Origin of the sequence: Flavobacterium gelidicaeli (assembly GCF_013294005.1) — a bacterium.
Taxonomy (GTDB): Bacteria; Bacteroidota; Bacteroidia; order Flavobacteriales; family Flavobacteriaceae; genus Flavobacterium.
On the sequence record NZ_JABSNK010000005.1, the window covers coordinates 79,653 to 96,006 of the forward strand.

General features: G+C 33.6%; 13 protein-coding genes. 7 read left to right on the plus strand and 6 right to left on the minus strand.

Annotated features, from left to right (window positions below; genetic code table 11):
• Window positions 1-55: 55 nt before the first annotated feature.
• The 3 genes from pta to dnaK all read right to left on the minus strand — a co-directional run bounded on the left by pta (window position 56) and on the right by dnaK (window position 5,442).
• Window positions 56-2,149 carry a phosphate acetyltransferase gene (gene pta, locus HNP99_RS09110; RefSeq protein ID WP_173853062.1) on the minus strand — a complete coding sequence of 698 codons (2,094 nt, stop codon included), beginning with the start codon at window positions 2,147-2,149 and terminating at the stop codon, window positions 56-58.
• 85 nt (window positions 2,150-2,234) lie between these two features.
• Entirely contained in the window at window positions 2,235-3,305 is a 1,071-nt protein-coding gene (gene corA / locus HNP99_RS09115; protein ID WP_173853063.1) for a magnesium/cobalt transporter CorA, read from the minus strand.
• A 253-nt stretch (window positions 3,306-3,558) separates the two neighbouring features.
• The gene (gene dnaK, locus HNP99_RS09120) at window positions 3,559-5,442 is read right to left on the minus strand and encodes a molecular chaperone DnaK (RefSeq protein WP_173853064.1); all 1,884 of its coding nucleotides are present in this window, start codon (window positions 5,440-5,442) and stop codon (window positions 3,559-3,561) included.
• 416 nt (window positions 5,443-5,858) lie between these two features.
• Between dnaK and HNP99_RS09125 the strand changes: the two genes are divergently transcribed.
• The 3 genes from HNP99_RS09125 (at window position 5,859) to HNP99_RS09135 (ending at window position 8,186) form a co-directional block, all read left to right on the plus strand.
• The gene (locus tag HNP99_RS09125; RefSeq protein ID WP_173853065.1) at window positions 5,859-6,548 is read left to right on the plus strand and encodes a DUF2461 domain-containing protein; all 690 of its coding nucleotides are present in this window, start codon (window positions 5,859-5,861) and stop codon (window positions 6,546-6,548) included.
• Between the two features lie 183 nt (window positions 6,549-6,731).
• The gene (locus HNP99_RS09130; protein ID WP_173853066.1) at window positions 6,732-7,385 is read left to right on the plus strand and encodes a hypothetical protein; all 654 of its coding nucleotides are present in this window, start codon (window positions 6,732-6,734) and stop codon (window positions 7,383-7,385) included.
• 291 nt (window positions 7,386-7,676) lie between these two features.
• A complete protein-coding gene (locus tag HNP99_RS09135) occupies window positions 7,677-8,186 on the plus strand; it encodes a GNAT family N-acetyltransferase (protein WP_173853067.1) in 510 nt (169 codons plus the stop codon).
• Between the two features lie 188 nt (window positions 8,187-8,374).
• On the opposite strand, the gene HNP99_RS09140 is transcribed toward HNP99_RS09135, so the two are convergent.
• Genes HNP99_RS09140 through HNP99_RS09150 form a run of 3 tightly spaced genes read right to left on the minus strand, consistent with a single transcriptional unit; the run spans window position 8,375 to window position 10,442 of the window.
• Window positions 8,375-8,758, minus strand: a complete 384-nt coding sequence (locus tag HNP99_RS09140) for a DUF3037 domain-containing protein (RefSeq protein ID WP_173853068.1) — start codon at window positions 8,756-8,758, stop codon at window positions 8,375-8,377.
• Entirely contained in the window at window positions 8,736-9,530 is a 795-nt protein-coding gene (locus HNP99_RS09145; RefSeq protein ID WP_173853069.1) for a HipA family kinase, read from the minus strand. Before HNP99_RS09145 ends, HNP99_RS09140 begins: the two co-directional genes overlap by 23 nt.
• Before the next feature lie 54 nt (window positions 9,531-9,584).
• A complete protein-coding gene (locus tag HNP99_RS09150; RefSeq protein ID WP_173853070.1) occupies window positions 9,585-10,442 on the minus strand; it encodes an NAD(P)H-hydrate dehydratase in 858 nt (285 codons plus the stop codon).
• 215 nt (window positions 10,443-10,657) lie between these two features.
• Here HNP99_RS09150 and gcvT point away from each other — a divergent pair, with 215 nt between their 5' ends.
• The 4 genes from gcvT to HNP99_RS09170 all read left to right on the plus strand — a co-directional run bounded on the left by gcvT (window position 10,658) and on the right by HNP99_RS09170 (window position 16,354).
• Complete coding sequence (gcvT, locus tag HNP99_RS09155) at window positions 10,658-11,740, plus strand: glycine cleavage system aminomethyltransferase GcvT (RefSeq protein WP_173853071.1); 1,083 nt, start codon at window positions 10,658-10,660, stop codon at window positions 11,738-11,740.
• A gap of 190 nt (window positions 11,741-11,930) precedes the next feature.
• On the plus strand, window positions 11,931-12,644 hold the full coding sequence (locus HNP99_RS09160; protein ID WP_173853072.1) for a YebC/PmpR family DNA-binding transcriptional regulator: 714 nt from the start codon (window positions 11,931-11,933) through the stop codon (window positions 12,642-12,644).
• A gap of 82 nt (window positions 12,645-12,726) precedes the next feature.
• Window positions 12,727-13,587, plus strand: a complete 861-nt coding sequence (locus HNP99_RS09165; RefSeq protein ID WP_173853073.1) for an EamA family transporter — start codon at window positions 12,727-12,729, stop codon at window positions 13,585-13,587.
• 691 nt (window positions 13,588-14,278) lie between these two features.
• Complete coding sequence (locus HNP99_RS09170) at window positions 14,279-16,354, plus strand: hypothetical protein (protein WP_173853074.1); 2,076 nt, start codon at window positions 14,279-14,281, stop codon at window positions 16,352-16,354.

Consider the following 16,354-nt stretch of genomic DNA (forward strand, 5'->3'; position numbering starts at 1 on the left):
AAATAGAAAACAAATAGTTTTAAATTATTAAATATTTCAATCTTTTAATAAAACGTTACAACCCTTGCGCTTGAATGGCTGTGATTACTACAGTATTGATAATATCATCAACGGTACAACCGCGACTTAAATCGTTTACGGGCTTGTTTAATCCTTGCAACATTGGTCCTATCGCTAATGCTCCTGTTTCTCTTTGAACTGCTTTATAAGTATTATTACCTGTATTTAAATCGGGAAAAATAAGCACACTTGCTTGTCCTGCTACTTCAGAATTAGGCATTTTACTTTGCCCAATTTCCATATCTACTGCTGCATCATATTGTATTGGGCCTTCAATTTTTAGGTCAGGACGTTTCATACGAACAATCTCAGTTGCTGTACGCACTTTTTCAACTTCATCTCCTTTGCCAGAAGCTCCAGATGAATAGGATAACATGGCTATTTTTGGTTCAATTCCAAAAGCCATACTTGTATCAGCAGATGAAATGGCTATCTCAGCTAGTTGTTCTGCAGTTGGATTTGGATTAATAGCACAATCTCCAAAAACAGAAACACGATCTTCTAAACACATAAAAAACACCGAAGAAACCACACTTGAATTTGGTTTTGTTTTAATGAACTGCAAAGCCGGTAAAATAGTATGTTGTGTGGTATGTGCCGCTCCAGAAACCATTCCGTCAGCATCCCCTTTATAAACCATCATGGTTCCAAAATAAGAGACGTCTTCCATTAAATCTTTGGCCATAGCGATAGTAACATTTTTATTTTTACGCAATTCGTAATACGTATTTGCGTAATCTTCATAATGTTCAGACTCTATAGGGTTAATAATTTTTACTTTCGAAAAGTCCAATGTAATTCCTAATTCTGCTACCTTATTTTCTATTTCTTTCTTGTTTCCAATGATCGAAATATCCACTACATTCATTGTTAATAGTCGAGAGGTTGCAATAAGGATACGCTCATCACTTCCTTCGGGTAAAACAATGTGTTTGCGGTGTTTTTTAGCGCGTTTAACTAAATTATACTGAAACATTTTTGGGGTCATTCCCTCAGCTTCAAAAGCGCTTAATTTTTCTGATAAATTATCTATATCAACATACTTTTCAAAAGTACTGATTGAGGTTTCAATCTTTTGTGTATTATCAGCATAGATTTGTGATTTAATATTCCCTATTCTGTTTGTAATACCGTAAGTCCCTCCTGCTACAGCAAGTATAGGAACAATGCTTGTTAAACCTTCAATCAACTTTATAATACTTTCTTCAGGAACGATATTACCCGTCAAGACTATTCCAGATATTGCGGGATAATTAGCCGATTCATTGGCTTGTAAAACTCCCAATATAAGGTCTGCTCGATCTCCAGGAGTAATCACTAAAGCATTTTCTTGCAGGTGTAACAGGTAATTATGAAGCTGCATCGCACCTACACTAAAATGACCTATTTCATTGTTTAAAAAGGAATCCCCAAAAAGGATTTTAGCATCCAATACATCTACGATTTCCTTAATAGTTGGATTATTTAAACTGGGTATTAACGGAATCGCATTGACCAAAACCTCTTGTGGCAAGGTAGCTTTCAACCCATCAGCAACTACATTAATATTTTGCCCCAATACTTTGTTCACAATAATAGCTAGCACCTCAACCTCTTTTTCTTTATACGAATTGTAGGTTAAATACAAACCATCAATAAGTTCCTCGAGTGTTTTATCTATGCCTGTACCTACAATAATTGTTGGAATCCCTAAATTTTTAGCAATCAAAACATTCATATCTAATTCGATAACCGTTCCTTCGCCGCTAAAACTAGTTCCTTCTACTAGAACAAAATCACATTGTTCCTCTAGGCGTTTGTATTTTTCGATGATAAGGTCTAAAACTTCGCCTAATTTTCCTTTATTTTTCTTCTTGATCAATTTACTTTTAGTGATGGCATAAGCATCCTCAAAAGCAAGGTCTAATTTAAAGTGCGAGATAACGGTTTCAATATGATTATCCACCTTTCCATCTTCAAAATCTTCTATAATAGGTCTAAAATACCCTACTTTGGCTGTTTTCCCAATTAACATACTCATTAAACCTAGCGTAATAATTGACTTACCGCTATTGTGTTCAGAGGTTGCTATATATATGGCTTTATTCATTTTGCTTACTTTTTTGATATTTTATAAACGTATTTTTTATTGTCTTTAACTATTTCAAACATGTTTAAGATTACGATTTTTAATTCTAAAACCATTTTCTTTTTTTAAAGTAGAAGATCATGATAATCCCTATGAGAACCATGACTGCTATAACGGTATAATAGCCATTTTGATATTTTAATTCAGGCATATGTTCAAAGTTCATTCCGTAAACTCCTACGATAAAGGTAAGTGGAATAAATATTGCCGAAACAATTGTTAGGGTCTTCATAATCTCATTCATTTTATGCGATTGAGATGAAAAGAAAAAACTAGAAGCACTTTCTAACATCCCCATATCCGACTCTATTTGCTCTAAAAGCTCTAGACTTTTTTGATGTAATCGAGAAAAATAACCAAACGACTCTGATTCAATCACACAAAAATCTTCGTCTTCTTTTAAACTTTTTATGGCGTATAAGGAGTCCCTGAGCGGAATAATAGCTCTTTTTAAAAAATTAAAGTTGTCCCTATGTTTCTCAATCCGAATCAAAATATTGGGATCGGCACTATTTTTAGAAAGATTAATTAACTCTTCTACTTTATCTTCTTCATTTTCGATAGTAACATAAAAATTTTCCATCACAGCATCTAATAATAAATAGAGTAAGAAGTCGGCTTTTTTATTTCTAACATTTCCAGAATGCGTGCGAATACGCTCTCTTATGTGTGAGAAGAAATCACTTCTTTTTTCCTGAAAAGAGATTAAGATATTATTTTTTATCAAAAAACTGATTTGCTCCACACTAATATTATCGGAATTTTCCGTTGGCAGCATCGACTTTATATTAAAGAATAAAGTCTCCGGTGATTCTTCTAACTTGGTTCTACGCGTTGTATTTAAAATATCCGAAAGCAAAAAATTATCAATTTTGAAAAAGGCTCCAATGGCTTCAATAATTTCCATTTCATTTAAGCCATGTAAATTGAGCCAGTTTATCTTTTGATCATTTATTGTAGCTTTTAAATCAGTTGTTTCTATATCAGCATATTCAATAAAATCAACAGCGTCATAAACAAATAATTGCATCTCTGACTCCATTTTTTTGTGACTTCCGGTGTACTCAAGTTTATTAGGTTGTAGTTTTCTGTTCTTTTTGAATTTAATCTTTCTCATTTAAAATAATATATACAGTAATATTACAAAAAAGATTTTGTAATGAATAACGCATTAACAAATATGAAGTTCATTATAAATGAAACACTCTTAAATTAATTATTTAAACAAAGATATCCCTAAATAATAATTCCGTTTATGAGATAAATCATGTTTCATTTATAAATAGCAAACTACAAAAAAAAACCGTTCACATAAGTGAACGGTTTTAATATAATGTAAGATCAATGACGAATCACTTCACTAAAAGAAATTATTTTACTTCTTCGTAGTCTACATCTTGAACATCATCTCCTTGCGCAGCAGCTTGTGGCTCTGTAGCAGCTTGACCTTGTTCTCCTTGTGCGTACATTGCTTCAGTAGCAGTTTTCCAAGCAGCGTTGATGTTATCAAGTGCAGTTTGGATTGCAGGAATGTCTTGAGATTGGTGTGCCATTCTCAATTCAGTCAATGCATATTCTACAGCAACTTTATGATCATCAGCTAATTTATCTCCAAGATCTTTTAATTGAGTTTCAGTTTGGAAAATCATTCCATCTGCTTCGTTCAATTTTTCAGCTCTTTCTCTTGCAGCTTTGTCAGACTCAGCGTTAGCTTCAGCATCTTGTTTCATTCTTTCGATTTCTTCAGAAGTTAATCCCGAAGAAGCTTCGATACGGATATCATGAGATTTTCCAGTTCCTTTATCAGTAGCTGAAACTTTGATGATACCATTTGCATCAATATCAAAAGATACCTCAATTTGAGGAACTCCTCTTGGTGCTGGTGGAATACCGTCTAAGTTAAAACGTCCAATTGTATTGTTATCTGCAGCCATTGGTCTAGCTCCTTGAAGAACGTGTAGTTCAACAGTTGGCTGAGAATCTGCAGCTGTAGAGAATACTTGTGATTTTTTAGTTGGGATAGTAGTATTAGCTTCAATTAAGATAGTCATAATTCCACCCATAGTTTCGATACCTAAAGATAAAGGTGTAACGTCTAATAACAATACATCTTTTACATCTCCAGAAAGAACTCCACCTTGAATAGCTGCTCCAATTGCAACAACCTCATCAGGGTTAACTCCTTTAGACGCTTTTTTACCAAAGAATTTTTCAACTTCTTCAGCAATTTTTGGCATACGTGTAGATCCACCAACTAAGATTACTTCGTCAATATCAGAAACAGATAAACCTGCATCTTTCAACGCTCTAGCAACTGGTGCCATAGAACGTTTCACTAATGAATCAGTTAATTGCTCAAATTTAGCTCTAGTTAATTTTTTAACTAAGTGTTTTGGTCCTGAAGCTGTAGCCGTTACGTAAGGTAAGTTGATTTCAGTTTCAGTAGAAGATGACAATTCAATTTTAGCTTTCTCAGCAGCTTCTTTTAAACGTTGTAATGACATTGGGTCAAGACGTAAGTCAATACCTTCTTCCGTTTTAAATTCGTCAGCTAACCAGTCAATAATTTCATGGTCAAAATCATCTCCACCTAAGTGAGTATCTCCGTTTGTAGATAATACTTCAAAAACTCCGTCTCCTAATTCAAGAACAGAAATATCAAATGTACCTCCACCTAAATCGTAAACAGCAATTTTTTGATCTGTTCCTTTTTTGTCTAATCCGTAAGCTAATGCCGCAGCAGTTGGCTCATTGATGATACGCATAACTTTAAGACCTGCAATTTCTCCAGCTTCTTTCGTAGCTTGACGTTGTGCATCATTAAAGTAAGCAGGAACAGTAATAACCGCTTCAGTAACTGTTTGACCTAAATAGTCTTCAGCAGTTTTTTTCATTTTTTGAAGAGTCATTGCTGACAATTCTTGTGCAGAATATAAACGACCATCAATATCCACACGTGGCGTATTGTTATCTCCTTTTACAATCTTGTAAGAAACTCTTTTTGCTTCAGCCGAAACTTCACCAAAACCACGTCCCATAAAACGTTTAATAGAAGCAATAGTCTTAGTTGGATTAGTTACCGCTTGTCTTTTAGCAGGATCTCCCACTTTAATTTCTCCACCTTCTACAAAAGCGATGATAGATGGTGTAGTTCTTTTTCCTTCTGCATTAGGAATAACAACTGCTTCATTACCTTCCATTACAGAAACACAAGAGTTTGTCGTACCTAAATCAATTCCGATTATTTTACCCATTTTTAATATATTTTAATTTAATGTATATTCGTTTTTATTACTTGATGACTGTAAAGCAATCTTTGTGCCAACCCAAAACACTCCAATTAATTGTCAGTTTTTGTTAAAATGGCGGAAAATAATCTGACAACATGACATTTTACTCCCACTGTCATTGGTTCTACTAAAAGCAAATTGACAGTTTTTTTAATTAAGGAGCTTTTTCCCGCTATCCGCTCTATCTTTATGTTCTTAAAGAAAGAACATAAAGGATGCCGCTCCTATCAGGGCTATGCGAATTACACAATTAATTTACAGCAGTAAAAACAAGAAAACTTTAATCCCAACCATTTTGACTACCTAAAAAAAGTTGACTAAATTTGGGGATTAAGTTTACAATTGTACGTAAATAGCAATAACCCAATATAATTAATTAAATGAAAAATACCTCTATACTCCCAAGCAGCATTACTTTTTTAAAAAATCTGGAAAAGAACAATAATAGAGATTGGTTCGCAGATCATAAAGAAAGCTATCTTGAGGCACAAAGTAACATGATCAATTTTGTAGAAGAGCTTATTACTTGCATGAACTCGCATGACATACTCGACAATCAATCGGCTAAAAAAAGTCTTTACCGCATTTATAATGATGTTCGTTTCAGTAAAGATAAATTACCTTACAAGCCTAGATTTGCTTTTAGCTTGCAACGTGCCACTAGTTCCAAAAGAGGAGGCTATTATGTCAACATCCAACCCGGTAACAACTTTCTTGCTTGTGGTTTTTTCTCTCCCAATCCAGTCGATTTAAAACGAATTAGGCAGGATATTGAGATAAACTACAAAGAATGGTACGCTATTTTAGATTCTAAAATCATAAAAGAAAATTTCGTAGTATTAGCAGGAAGCAAAGTTTTAACCTCGCCAAGAGGATTCTCTAAAGATCATGAAGCCATTGATTTAATCCGACACAAACAATTCATTTTAAGACACGTTTTCACAGATCAGGAAGTACTGCAACCCGATTTTCTTCATAAAGTCGATACCTTATTTAACTCCGTACGTCCTTTCTTTGATTACATGAGCTCAGTGCTAACAACCGATTTAAATGGAGAAACTCTGGTATAAATTCACAGTAATAACCACAACATTTAAGTCTTTATTATTCAATCAGCAATACAATATTAACAGATGTTAACATTCTATTGCGTACAATTTAACATTAATCAAGAAACACTTCCTCATCTAAATTAATATTGTGACACTATTAATGTTTAATTTTACAACATAATTTAAAAAATTAAAAGCAAAATGAAAAACTTAAAACTGATTGCTCTAAGTATAATTATGATCTCAGCGATTAGCTGTAAAGATTCTAAAAAAAGTACTGAGGAAACAACTACTGATGTAGAAGCTACAACACCTCAAACTACTGAAGGAACCTATAGCGTTATCAATGACTCTACTAAAGTAAGCTTCGTAGCTTACAAGACTACTGATAAAGTAGCCGTAGGTGGAACATTCAAAGAAATTACGTTAACAAACACTGGAGAAGGAAAAACAGCTCTTGAAGCTTTAAACGGAACTAAATTCAACATTCCTGTAAGTAGTTTATTCACAAACGATGTTACTGGAACTAGAGATCCTAAAATCCTAAAATTCTTTTTTGGAGCAATGAAAAACACTACGCTTATTGATGGTGAATTTAAAGTTGCTGCAGACAACACTTGTTCAATTGATGTAACACTTAACGGAAAAACAGCTAATATTCCTTTAAAATATACTGAAAATAGTGATACAAATGCATCCTTTGATGGTGTAATGAATTTAGAAAACTGGGATGCTTTAGCAGCTGTAGCTTCTATAAATAAAGCTTGCGAAGCTTTGCACACTGGTAAAGATGGTGTTAGTAAAACATGGAGCGAAGTAGCAGTACACGCTGACGTTTTATTTAATAAAAAATAAGCTAGAATTACGAACACTTCTTTTTAAAATTTCTAAAATATAGTGCGAAAAAAGCGACCAACTTACGGTAAGTTGGTCGCTTTTTTTGTCTAAACATATGCTGTATTTATTAGAAAAATCAGTATCATAAATAGTTGCTTTTTTAGTAATAATTTAATTTTAAAATTATTGCAAATTATATTTATCTAAAGCTGATGTTTTATTTAAAAAAAGAAAATAAAGTATAAATCATCCTAATATTTAGCTGATTTTTTATCTTTGAAACCAGAACATACCATTACTTAAAAAGCCATGATTTCAAAAGCAATACTTACCGATATCCCGTTCTTGAATATATTGATCAATTCAGCTTACCGTGGTGAAACCTCCAAAAAAGGATGGACAACAGAAGCCAACATATTAGAAGGCAGCCGAACAAATGAACAAGAACTAATCGGAATTTTTGATGATCCTAAAAACACATTCTTAAAATTCACTGAACAAAATCAAATTTTAGGCTGTGTGTTATTAATCCAAAAAGAAAACAAACTCTACTTAGGGATGCTAACCGTTTCTCCAACATTACAAAACAGTGGTATTGGTAAAAAACTATTAACTGCTGCCGAAAATCATTTGCAAACATTAGGTTTAAAAACAATTGTCATGACCGTAATTTCACTGCGAGAAGAATTAATCGCGTGGTACAAACGCCACGGCTACGTAGACACTGGAGCGAGAGAAGCTTTTCCAGTGGGTGACATTCACATTCCAATCGTTACTACTCCATTAGAATTTATGGTATTAGAAAAAACAATAAGCTAAAAAAAACGGCACGAAATTCTTACCACATATACTATATAACTTAATACGGCAATCCATTATTAAGTTTCTAATTATAAAAAGCATGAATATTTCACAAATTTTAGCAGAATAATCATAACTGATTTCCTTAAATATTCAAATCTACATGCCAATTTTTTTTTCATCCTTAAAGCGTAAAGTCCTATAATTTAAAGTACCAGTTCTTGAAACAAACGCTGCGCTGTTTTATCTAAGTCATCACAAAGTCCTGGATGTGGTCTTGAGGTTTGAATAACAGAACTTCGTAAAGCAGTCAACCAACGAAAACGAGACGGAATGTCCATCATAGCGATAGGACCGCCATCTTTAGCTCCTTGTCCCACTTTTTCAAAAGCAATAATATTTGCTTGAATTTGCTCCACATCGGCTTCATGTGATAATGCTAGGATTTTTTCAAGAGGTACTAAATGAAGTACTTTTATAAATTTGGCTTTTTTGCAAAAAAGAATAATCCCCACATTCAGAAATTCTTCGCGTTCTACCCTAGGTACAACCCGAATTACGGCGTACTCATATAAGTTTTTCTCTTGCATTTTGTGCTTCCTTAATAAAAATTTCTGAATGATTTAATCGGGTCAACAAGAACTGCAAGTATACATTTCGCAACTCTTCAGGTGTGGCTTCAACGTCCTCCCACTGTAACCAATCTATTGGAATAAGATTGACAATTTCAGTCAATACTTCGGGAGTTAATATTGCATTAAAGGCAGCATCTATAGCTATTAATTCACTTGCTTGTGGTAACAATACATGATCTTTAATTAGTGCAAACGGACTTTGAGCATGTTTTTCCCAATTGGTCCAAGAGTGGTGAAAGTACAAACTTGCACCGTGATCGATGAGCCATAATTCCTTATGCCAAATCAACATATTGGTATTTCTAAAAGTGCGATCAACATTAGTTATGTAAGCGTCTAACCACACAATTTGTGAGGCTAAAACAGGATCAACAGTGGTTACTACGGGATCATAATTAATTGCGCCTGATAAAAAATGCAATGCTAGATTTAATCCTTGACTGCCTTGCAGCAAATCTTGAATTTCTTCATCGGCCTCAGTACGTCCAAAGGCTTCGTCTAGGTTGGCGTACACTAATTCAGGAATTCTAAGTTTTAGCGCGCGGGCAATTTCACCTCCTATTAACTCAGCTATCAAGGCTTTTACACCGTGACCTGCTCCTTTAAATTTAAGGACATATTTAAAATCATCATCGGCTTCCGCCAAAGCGGGTAACGAACCACCTTCACGTAAAGGAGTGATGTACCGTGTAACATTTACGGTGCGAAGATTAATATTAGTTTTCATAATCGAAATTTACTGAGGTACAAACTTACAAATAAGTACGTTTATATATTGTGGTTATTTACTAGTATTTTCAAGGGATAGAAAGGCTTTTCCAATATTATCAATGCAACTCGAAGCGATAAAAGATTGGTAACCGGTTTCAGGCAAAGCAATATTAGCAGTTAATCCATGAATATAGACTCCCATAATTGCTGCATCAATAGCTTCATAACCTTGTGCCAAGAAACTTGTAATTATTCCGGTTAGGACATCGCCACTTCCTGCTGTTGCTAGAGCGGCGTTTCCCGTTGTGTTTTGATAAACAGTTTCACCATCAATAATATGAGTTGGCGCACCTTTCATTACAATAACCAAATTGTATTGTTTTGAAAAGGCAATTGTTTTATCCATTTTCTCTTCCTCCCCACTCCACTTGCCTATTAATCGTTCCAGTTCTTTGGGGTGTGGTGTTAAAATTGTTTTGGGTTTTAATAATGCCAACCAATTTTTATTGACCGACAAAATATTCAACGCATCAGCATCAATTACTAATGGCGTTTTATTAGTTTTTAAAAATTCCTGAAATGCTTTTTGAGTTTCCATTGCTTGTCCTAAACCAGGGCCAATACCAATTGCTTGTGGTTTTATATCGAATATAATATTAGTAATATACTGCTCGTTTTCATCAGTAAGCGTCATGACTTCGGGATTTGAAATCTGGAGAATCTCGTAACCACATTTAGGAACTAAGGCAGTAACTAGTCCGCATCCTGTCTTTAAGCATGATTTTGAAGACAATACTGCCGCACCCATTTTACCATAACTCCCAGCTATAATTAAGGCGTGGCCTTGAATTCCTTTGTGTGTATGAGAATCTATAGGTTTGTACCGTTTTAGGATTTCGTTTTTATTGACAACAACAGCCTGTTTCATTTTATTAGTTTGCTTAAAAATACAAAAATTATAGTATAACGAGCAGCCTTAGCCCAGATAGCAGTGGAAATCCTTTTACTTTTTTCTTTAAAAAGTAAAAGATTGCAACGGATAGCTGGAAATAGCTCCTAAAAAGTACTGAATAAACATAAATGATACTTTAAATATGATAATTTTTCAATAAATTAGCCACTTAAATTTTATACTTACACACAATGAAAAATACTGCGCTTACGCACATACACGAAAGTTTAGGAGCAAAAATGCTTCCGTTTGCTGGATACAATATGCCAATTACCTATGAGGGAATTAATGCCGAACATGAAACGGTACGTAAAGACGTAGGAGTTTTTGATGTATCGCACATGGGAGAATTTTTACTTTCGGGTCCAAATGCTTTGGCTTTGATCCAAAAAGTAACTTCAAATGATGCATCAGTTTTAACAGTTGGTAGAGCGCAATATTCTTGTTTACCTAACAATGACGGTGGTGTTGTGGATGATTTGATTATCTATAAAATGAAAGAAGAAGAGTATTTATTAGTAGTAAATGCTTCAAATATTGAAAAAGATTGGAACTGGATTTCGTCTCACAACGATTTAGGTGTTGACATGAAAGACCTATCTGAGGAGTACTCTTTATTAGCAATTCAAGGACCAAAAGCGGTTGAAGCAATGCAGGCCTTATCATCTATTGATTTGAGCGCGATTAAATACTACCACTTTGAAGTTGCTGATTTTGCTGGAATTGATAATGTAATCATTTCTGCGACTGGTTATACGGGTTCAGGTGGTTTTGAAATCTACTGTAAAAACAGCGATGCTGAGGTGATTTGGAATAAAGTTTTTGAGGCTGGAGCAGCATTCGGAATCAAACCAATAGGTTTAGCAGCAAGAGATACATTGCGTTTAGAAATGGGTTTTTGTTTGTACGGCAACGACATTAGCGACACAACATCTCCACTGGAAGCAGGTTTAGGATGGATTACTAAATTCACTAAAGAATTTACAAACTCTGAAAACTTAAAAAAACAAAAAGAAGCGGGTGTTACTAGAAAATTAGTAGCCTTTGAAATGCAAGAACGCGCAGTACCTAGACATGATTACGAAATCGTAGACGCATCTGGAAATGTGATTGGAATTGTAACCTCAGGAACAATGTCACCTTCTATGAATAAAGGAATAGGACTAGGTTATGTAACTATGGATAATAGCGCTCTTGAAAGTGATATTTATATTAGAATACGTAAAAAAGATGTTGCTGCTAAGGTGGTAAAATTGCCTTTTTACAAAAAATAAAAAAGAGTTACTGAGATCTTGAGTTACTAAGTTAGTTTTCAATTTTAAGAGAATAATAAATTGTTGCGCACATTCAGGCATTTATTGTCAAGAATTTGCAGTAAACCAACTTAAAAACTTAGCGACCTAGAATCTTTGAAACTTACAGAATAATTGTATTTTTGCACCGCATTAAAAATAAAAATCAGAAATGGGAAGAGCGTTTGAATTCAGAAAAGGTAGAAAAATGAAACGTTGGTCAGCAATGGCTAAAGCATTTACCAGAATTGGAAAAGACATTGTAATGGCCGTTAAGGAAGGTGGACCAAATCCTGATGCCAATTCAAGATTAAGAGCCGTTATTCAAAACTCTAAGGCAGCTAATATGCCTAAGGAAAATGTAGAGCGTGCCATTAAAAAAGCCACTGATAAAGATACAGCTAACTATAAAGAGGTTTTATTTGAAGGGTATGCACCTCACGGAATTGCTATTCTAGTTGAAACTGCTACTGATAATAACAATAGAACAGTTGCTAATGTTAGAAGTTATTTTAACAAATGTAACGGTACCATGGGAACTCAAGGATCTGTAGAATTCATGTTTGACCACACTTGTAATTTCAGGATTCCTGCTGAAGGACTTGATGCCGAAGAATTAGAGTTAGAATTTATTGATTTTGGTGCTGAAGAAGTTTTTGAAGACGAAGACGGAATTTTAATCTATGCGCCTTTTGCAAGTTTTGGAACAATCCAAAAAGAATTAGAAAATCGCAATCTTGAGATTTTATCTTCTGGTTTCGAAAGAATTCCGCAAATTACTAAAGCGATCTCTGAAGCTGAAATGGCTGATGTAGAGAAACTAATCGAAAAATTAGAAGAAGATGATGACGTTATGAACGTTTATCACACTATGGAAGAGGCATAAAACCTACTCCCAACTATAATAAAAACTCTAGCTTAGGCTGGAGTTTTTTTATGTAAACGATATTTTAATTAAAATTATACGCATGTTATTTCTTATTTTAAGCATTTTATGTAGCGTTACAGTAGGCGTGATTTTTAAAGTGGGTCGCAAGAAAAACTTAATCATCAGCCAAGTTGTGGCCTGGAATTATGTCATGGCAATTGTACTTTGCTTTTTATTTTTCCAGCCAGAGTTAACGGCAATTGATCACACGGCGCCTTGGGAAATATACATTCCGTTAGGGATTTTATTGCCCGTGATTTTTTTAGTACTGGCTGCCTCTATAAAACACATGGGAATTGTAAAAACAGATGCCGCTCAGCGCTTATCACTCTTTATCCCCATTGTTGCCGCTTGGTTATTATTTGATGAAGAGTTCAATAGTTACAAGCTAGTTGCTTTTTTAATCGCACTGCCTGCCCTACTGCTCATCCTTTCTAAAAAAACCGATAATAAGAACAGCAATTGGATCTACCCAGCGATTGTCTTAGTTGGGTTTGGAGCAATCGATATTTTGTTCAAGCAAATCGCTTTGGCAACAAGCCTGCCATTTACTACATCACTACTTATCACATTCGTGATTTCGTTACTCGTTATACTTACATTTGTGATATACGAAATCATTGTAAAGAAAACCAAAATACAGTTACAAAACCTTCTCTTTGGGTTACTGGTAGGTTTATTCAATTTTGGGAATATCTTGTTTTATCTAAAAGCACATCAGGCTTTCGCCAAAAATCCATCGACAGTGTTCGCTGCAATGAATATGGGTGTAATTGTCATGGGAAGTATAGTAGGTGTTCTCGTTTTTAAAGAAAAACTGAATACTAAAAATTACATAGGACTTGTATTTGCATTACTAGCAATTGTGCTGATTACGTATTCGCAAATGATGCTTACCTAGATAGCTTAAGTGTTTTAAATATAAAGAAGTCCAAATATATTGTTTGGACTTTTTTTTTAGACCAACTGCGATTAGTGAGAAGTTTTTATCGAAAGAGTTATTTACGAAGCGCTTTACCTAAACAGGTTTTTATTCGCCAGTTGCCATGCTATTGTTTTTTATATTTAGTTAGTCTAGAAATGAATGTTTTTTTTCTCTTATTCAATAATTCACCTTAAATAAAAGTACCTATTAACATATTATTTACATTATATCAAAGTCTACTAAACTGTTCATAAAACATTTATTTTCTACATCTCTAGAAGTTCCTTATATTTGCCTAATTTTTGACACAAATTATTGGCATAAAAACAGTAGATTTCAAACTATTTGTTTTAATATTATTTGTTAAAAATTAATTTATCCTACAATAGGAATAGCTATCCTTGTTGAAGAGAGTAAGTTGAAATTTGGGGGAAATCGCCATCAATTCAAAAGATATTTCAAATTAATTAGCGGCTTTAAAAATCATTAAAAAGTACTATATTGTCATTTTTATAACAGTGGCCAAATAGTAAATTTAAATGACTGAGCTATGCTTAATTTAGTTATGATTAAACGCTTGGTTCAGGAAACAATAAAAAAGATTTATTTAACTGAATATTGTGCTTAAAGAATAGCGTTCTACCGAACGTTTTAAATTATAATACCTATGACAAACAACATTCTAATTGAAAATCAATACAAAAGAAGTAGTCTATTTGAGAAAGAGAATGTAAACTATTTAGTTCGTATATTAAAAAGATTTAATACCGTACCTAAAATAAATAACATCAATATTATCACTTCTACTAGTGAGCCTACTATCTTTAGAATTGTACCTAACAAGTCAATTATTATTGGTTCGTCATTTTTAGATAAACCCATTTTAGCACTCCTTTATTTAAGATATGGTATTGAGTGGCAATTGTGGTACAAAGCATTGAATAATGAGAAAGAAGATGCCGTTTTATGCGATATTGCAGCACTAGAAGTGACGCGCATATTTTATAACCTACTGCCTAAAAATGATAAAGAAAAATTAGAAGATCTTGATTATCTTTTAATCAATTTAATTAAAAAGGATGTCGATTTAAGCACGGAATCATTATTTAAAAACGAAGAGTTACAATCTTTTCATAGAGTAAAAACTTCAAATAATGTGTTTAAAGAATCTTGGAAGCCAATTATAGAAAATCTAGCTAGACCTACAGAATATTTATTGATGTCTGGAGGAGATTTAAGATTGAATATTGACGAAATTCACTTACTAAATAAATATGGTTGCCGCCCATTTCCAAGACCTGACGCATTTACTTTTGCCTCATCAACAGCGTCAAGTGTTTCTAACTTTGCTTTTGACAAAACAGATAAAGTAAGAAGCATATTAATTAGAAATAGCTTAAAAAATGGTTTCAAAAAGGCCACAATCGAATTTTCGGAATTACTAAAAAGTAATCTTAGAAAAATATTCAAATTAAATGAGGAATGTGAAATCATTTTTTCACCATCAGGTACTGATTCCGCACTTCAAATTGCAGCGATAACTCAAATTATTTCTGATAAAGAAATTACACATATTTTAGTAGCCTCTGATGAAACTGGTAGCGGTGTTGCTGCAGCATTAAAAGGATGTCATTTTGAAAACACAACAGCATTAAATATTCCTATTAAAAAAGGCGATAGAATTGAAGGTTTTAGAGATGTAGAAGTAATAAAAATCCCTTTTAGAGATGAAAATGGTGCCTTAAAATCGCCAACACAATTAGATAAAGAAGTTTTTGACGCAGTTGCTAAAACCAAAGAATTAGGTAGACACGTAGTTTTACACACTATGGACCAATCAAAATTAGGGTACCAAGCTCCTACTGATGAACTTATTAAAAAACTAAACACACTAGAGGATTTATCAATGCAAATAATTGTTGATGGTTCACAACTTAGACTGGATCCTAAAGACATACAGCATTATTTAAACAAAGGCTACATCGTTACCATAACAGGAAGTAAATTCTTTACTGGCCCTCCCTATTCTGGGGCATTAATTTTACCTAAGGGCGTTAATAAATTAATTCAGTCAGTAAAAAATACATTGCCTGCAGGTTTAACTAAATATTATAATCATTCTGATTGGCCAACATCATGGTTTTGTTCAACTGAATTATCTGATGGTTATAATTATGGTTCTTACATGCGCTGGAATGCTGCTATAGTTGAAATGAGTAGGTACTACAAAACACCTATTTTATATCGAAATATGGGTATCGAAATGTTTTGTAATTTTGTTGAAGACTCTATAAATGATGCTAGTTTCCTTGAGCCTATTTACAGCGATGAAACTAAAACGAATAGTTACACTAGTAAGGAATTTGGAATTAGAAACATTCGTACCATATTTCCTTTTTTCATCCTTGATAATAATGAAGCACTGTCTGTAGATAAAGTAAAAAAACTCTATACGTTATTGAATTCGGATTTATCAGATCTGTTTGAAGATTCTTCGCTTGAAATCATTAGACTTGCTGCGCAAAAATGCCACATTGGTCAAGCAGTAAACGTAAAATATTCTAATGAAATCGAAAGTGCTATCTTAAGAATTAGCTTAGGATCAAGAGTAATCTCTGAGAGTTGGGTAAATAGAGACATTAGTTTATTCTTTAGAAACATCGAATTACAAATGAGTCAAATCACCATTACTATCAAGAAAATTGAACTGATATTAAGTCGACCAGAATTATTAGAAGACTAA

Bases quoted from the DNA above. Each gene is read 5' to 3' on its own strand.
- HNP99_RS09130 (WP_173853066.1), top strand. From the start codon at position 6,732: ATGAAAAACTTAAAACTGATTGCTCTAAGTATAATTATGATCTCAGCG.
- gcvT (WP_173853071.1), top strand. From the start codon at position 10,658: ATGAAAAATACTGCGCTTACGCACATACACGAAAGTTTAGGAGCAAAA.
- HNP99_RS09145 (WP_173853069.1), bottom strand. From the start codon at position 9,530: ATGAAAACTAATATTAATCTTCGCACCGTAAATGTTACACGGTACATC.
- HNP99_RS09160 (WP_173853072.1), top strand. From the start codon at position 11,931: ATGGGAAGAGCGTTTGAATTCAGAAAAGGTAGAAAAATGAAACGTTGG.
- pta (WP_173853062.1), bottom strand. From the start codon at position 2,149: ATGAATAAAGCCATATATATAGCAACCTCTGAACACAATAGCGGTAAG.
- HNP99_RS09170 (WP_173853074.1), top strand. From the start codon at position 14,279: ATGACAAACAACATTCTAATTGAAAATCAATACAAAAGAAGTAGTCTA.
- HNP99_RS09140 (WP_173853068.1), bottom strand. From the start codon at position 8,758: ATGCAAGAGAAAAACTTATATGAGTACGCCGTAATTCGGGTTGTACCT.
- HNP99_RS09125 (WP_173853065.1), top strand. From the start codon at position 5,859: ATGAAAAATACCTCTATACTCCCAAGCAGCATTACTTTTTTAAAAAAT.
- corA (WP_173853063.1), bottom strand. From the start codon at position 3,305: ATGAGAAAGATTAAATTCAAAAAGAACAGAAAACTACAACCTAATAAA.
- HNP99_RS09135 (WP_173853067.1), top strand. From the start codon at position 7,677: ATGATTTCAAAAGCAATACTTACCGATATCCCGTTCTTGAATATATTG.
- dnaK (WP_173853064.1), bottom strand. From the start codon at position 5,442: ATGGGTAAAATAATCGGAATTGATTTAGGTACGACAAACTCTTGTGTT.
- HNP99_RS09150 (WP_173853070.1), bottom strand. From the start codon at position 10,442: ATGAAACAGGCTGTTGTTGTCAATAAAAACGAAATCCTAAAACGGTAC.
- HNP99_RS09165 (WP_173853073.1), top strand. From the start codon at position 12,727: ATGTTATTTCTTATTTTAAGCATTTTATGTAGCGTTACAGTAGGCGTG.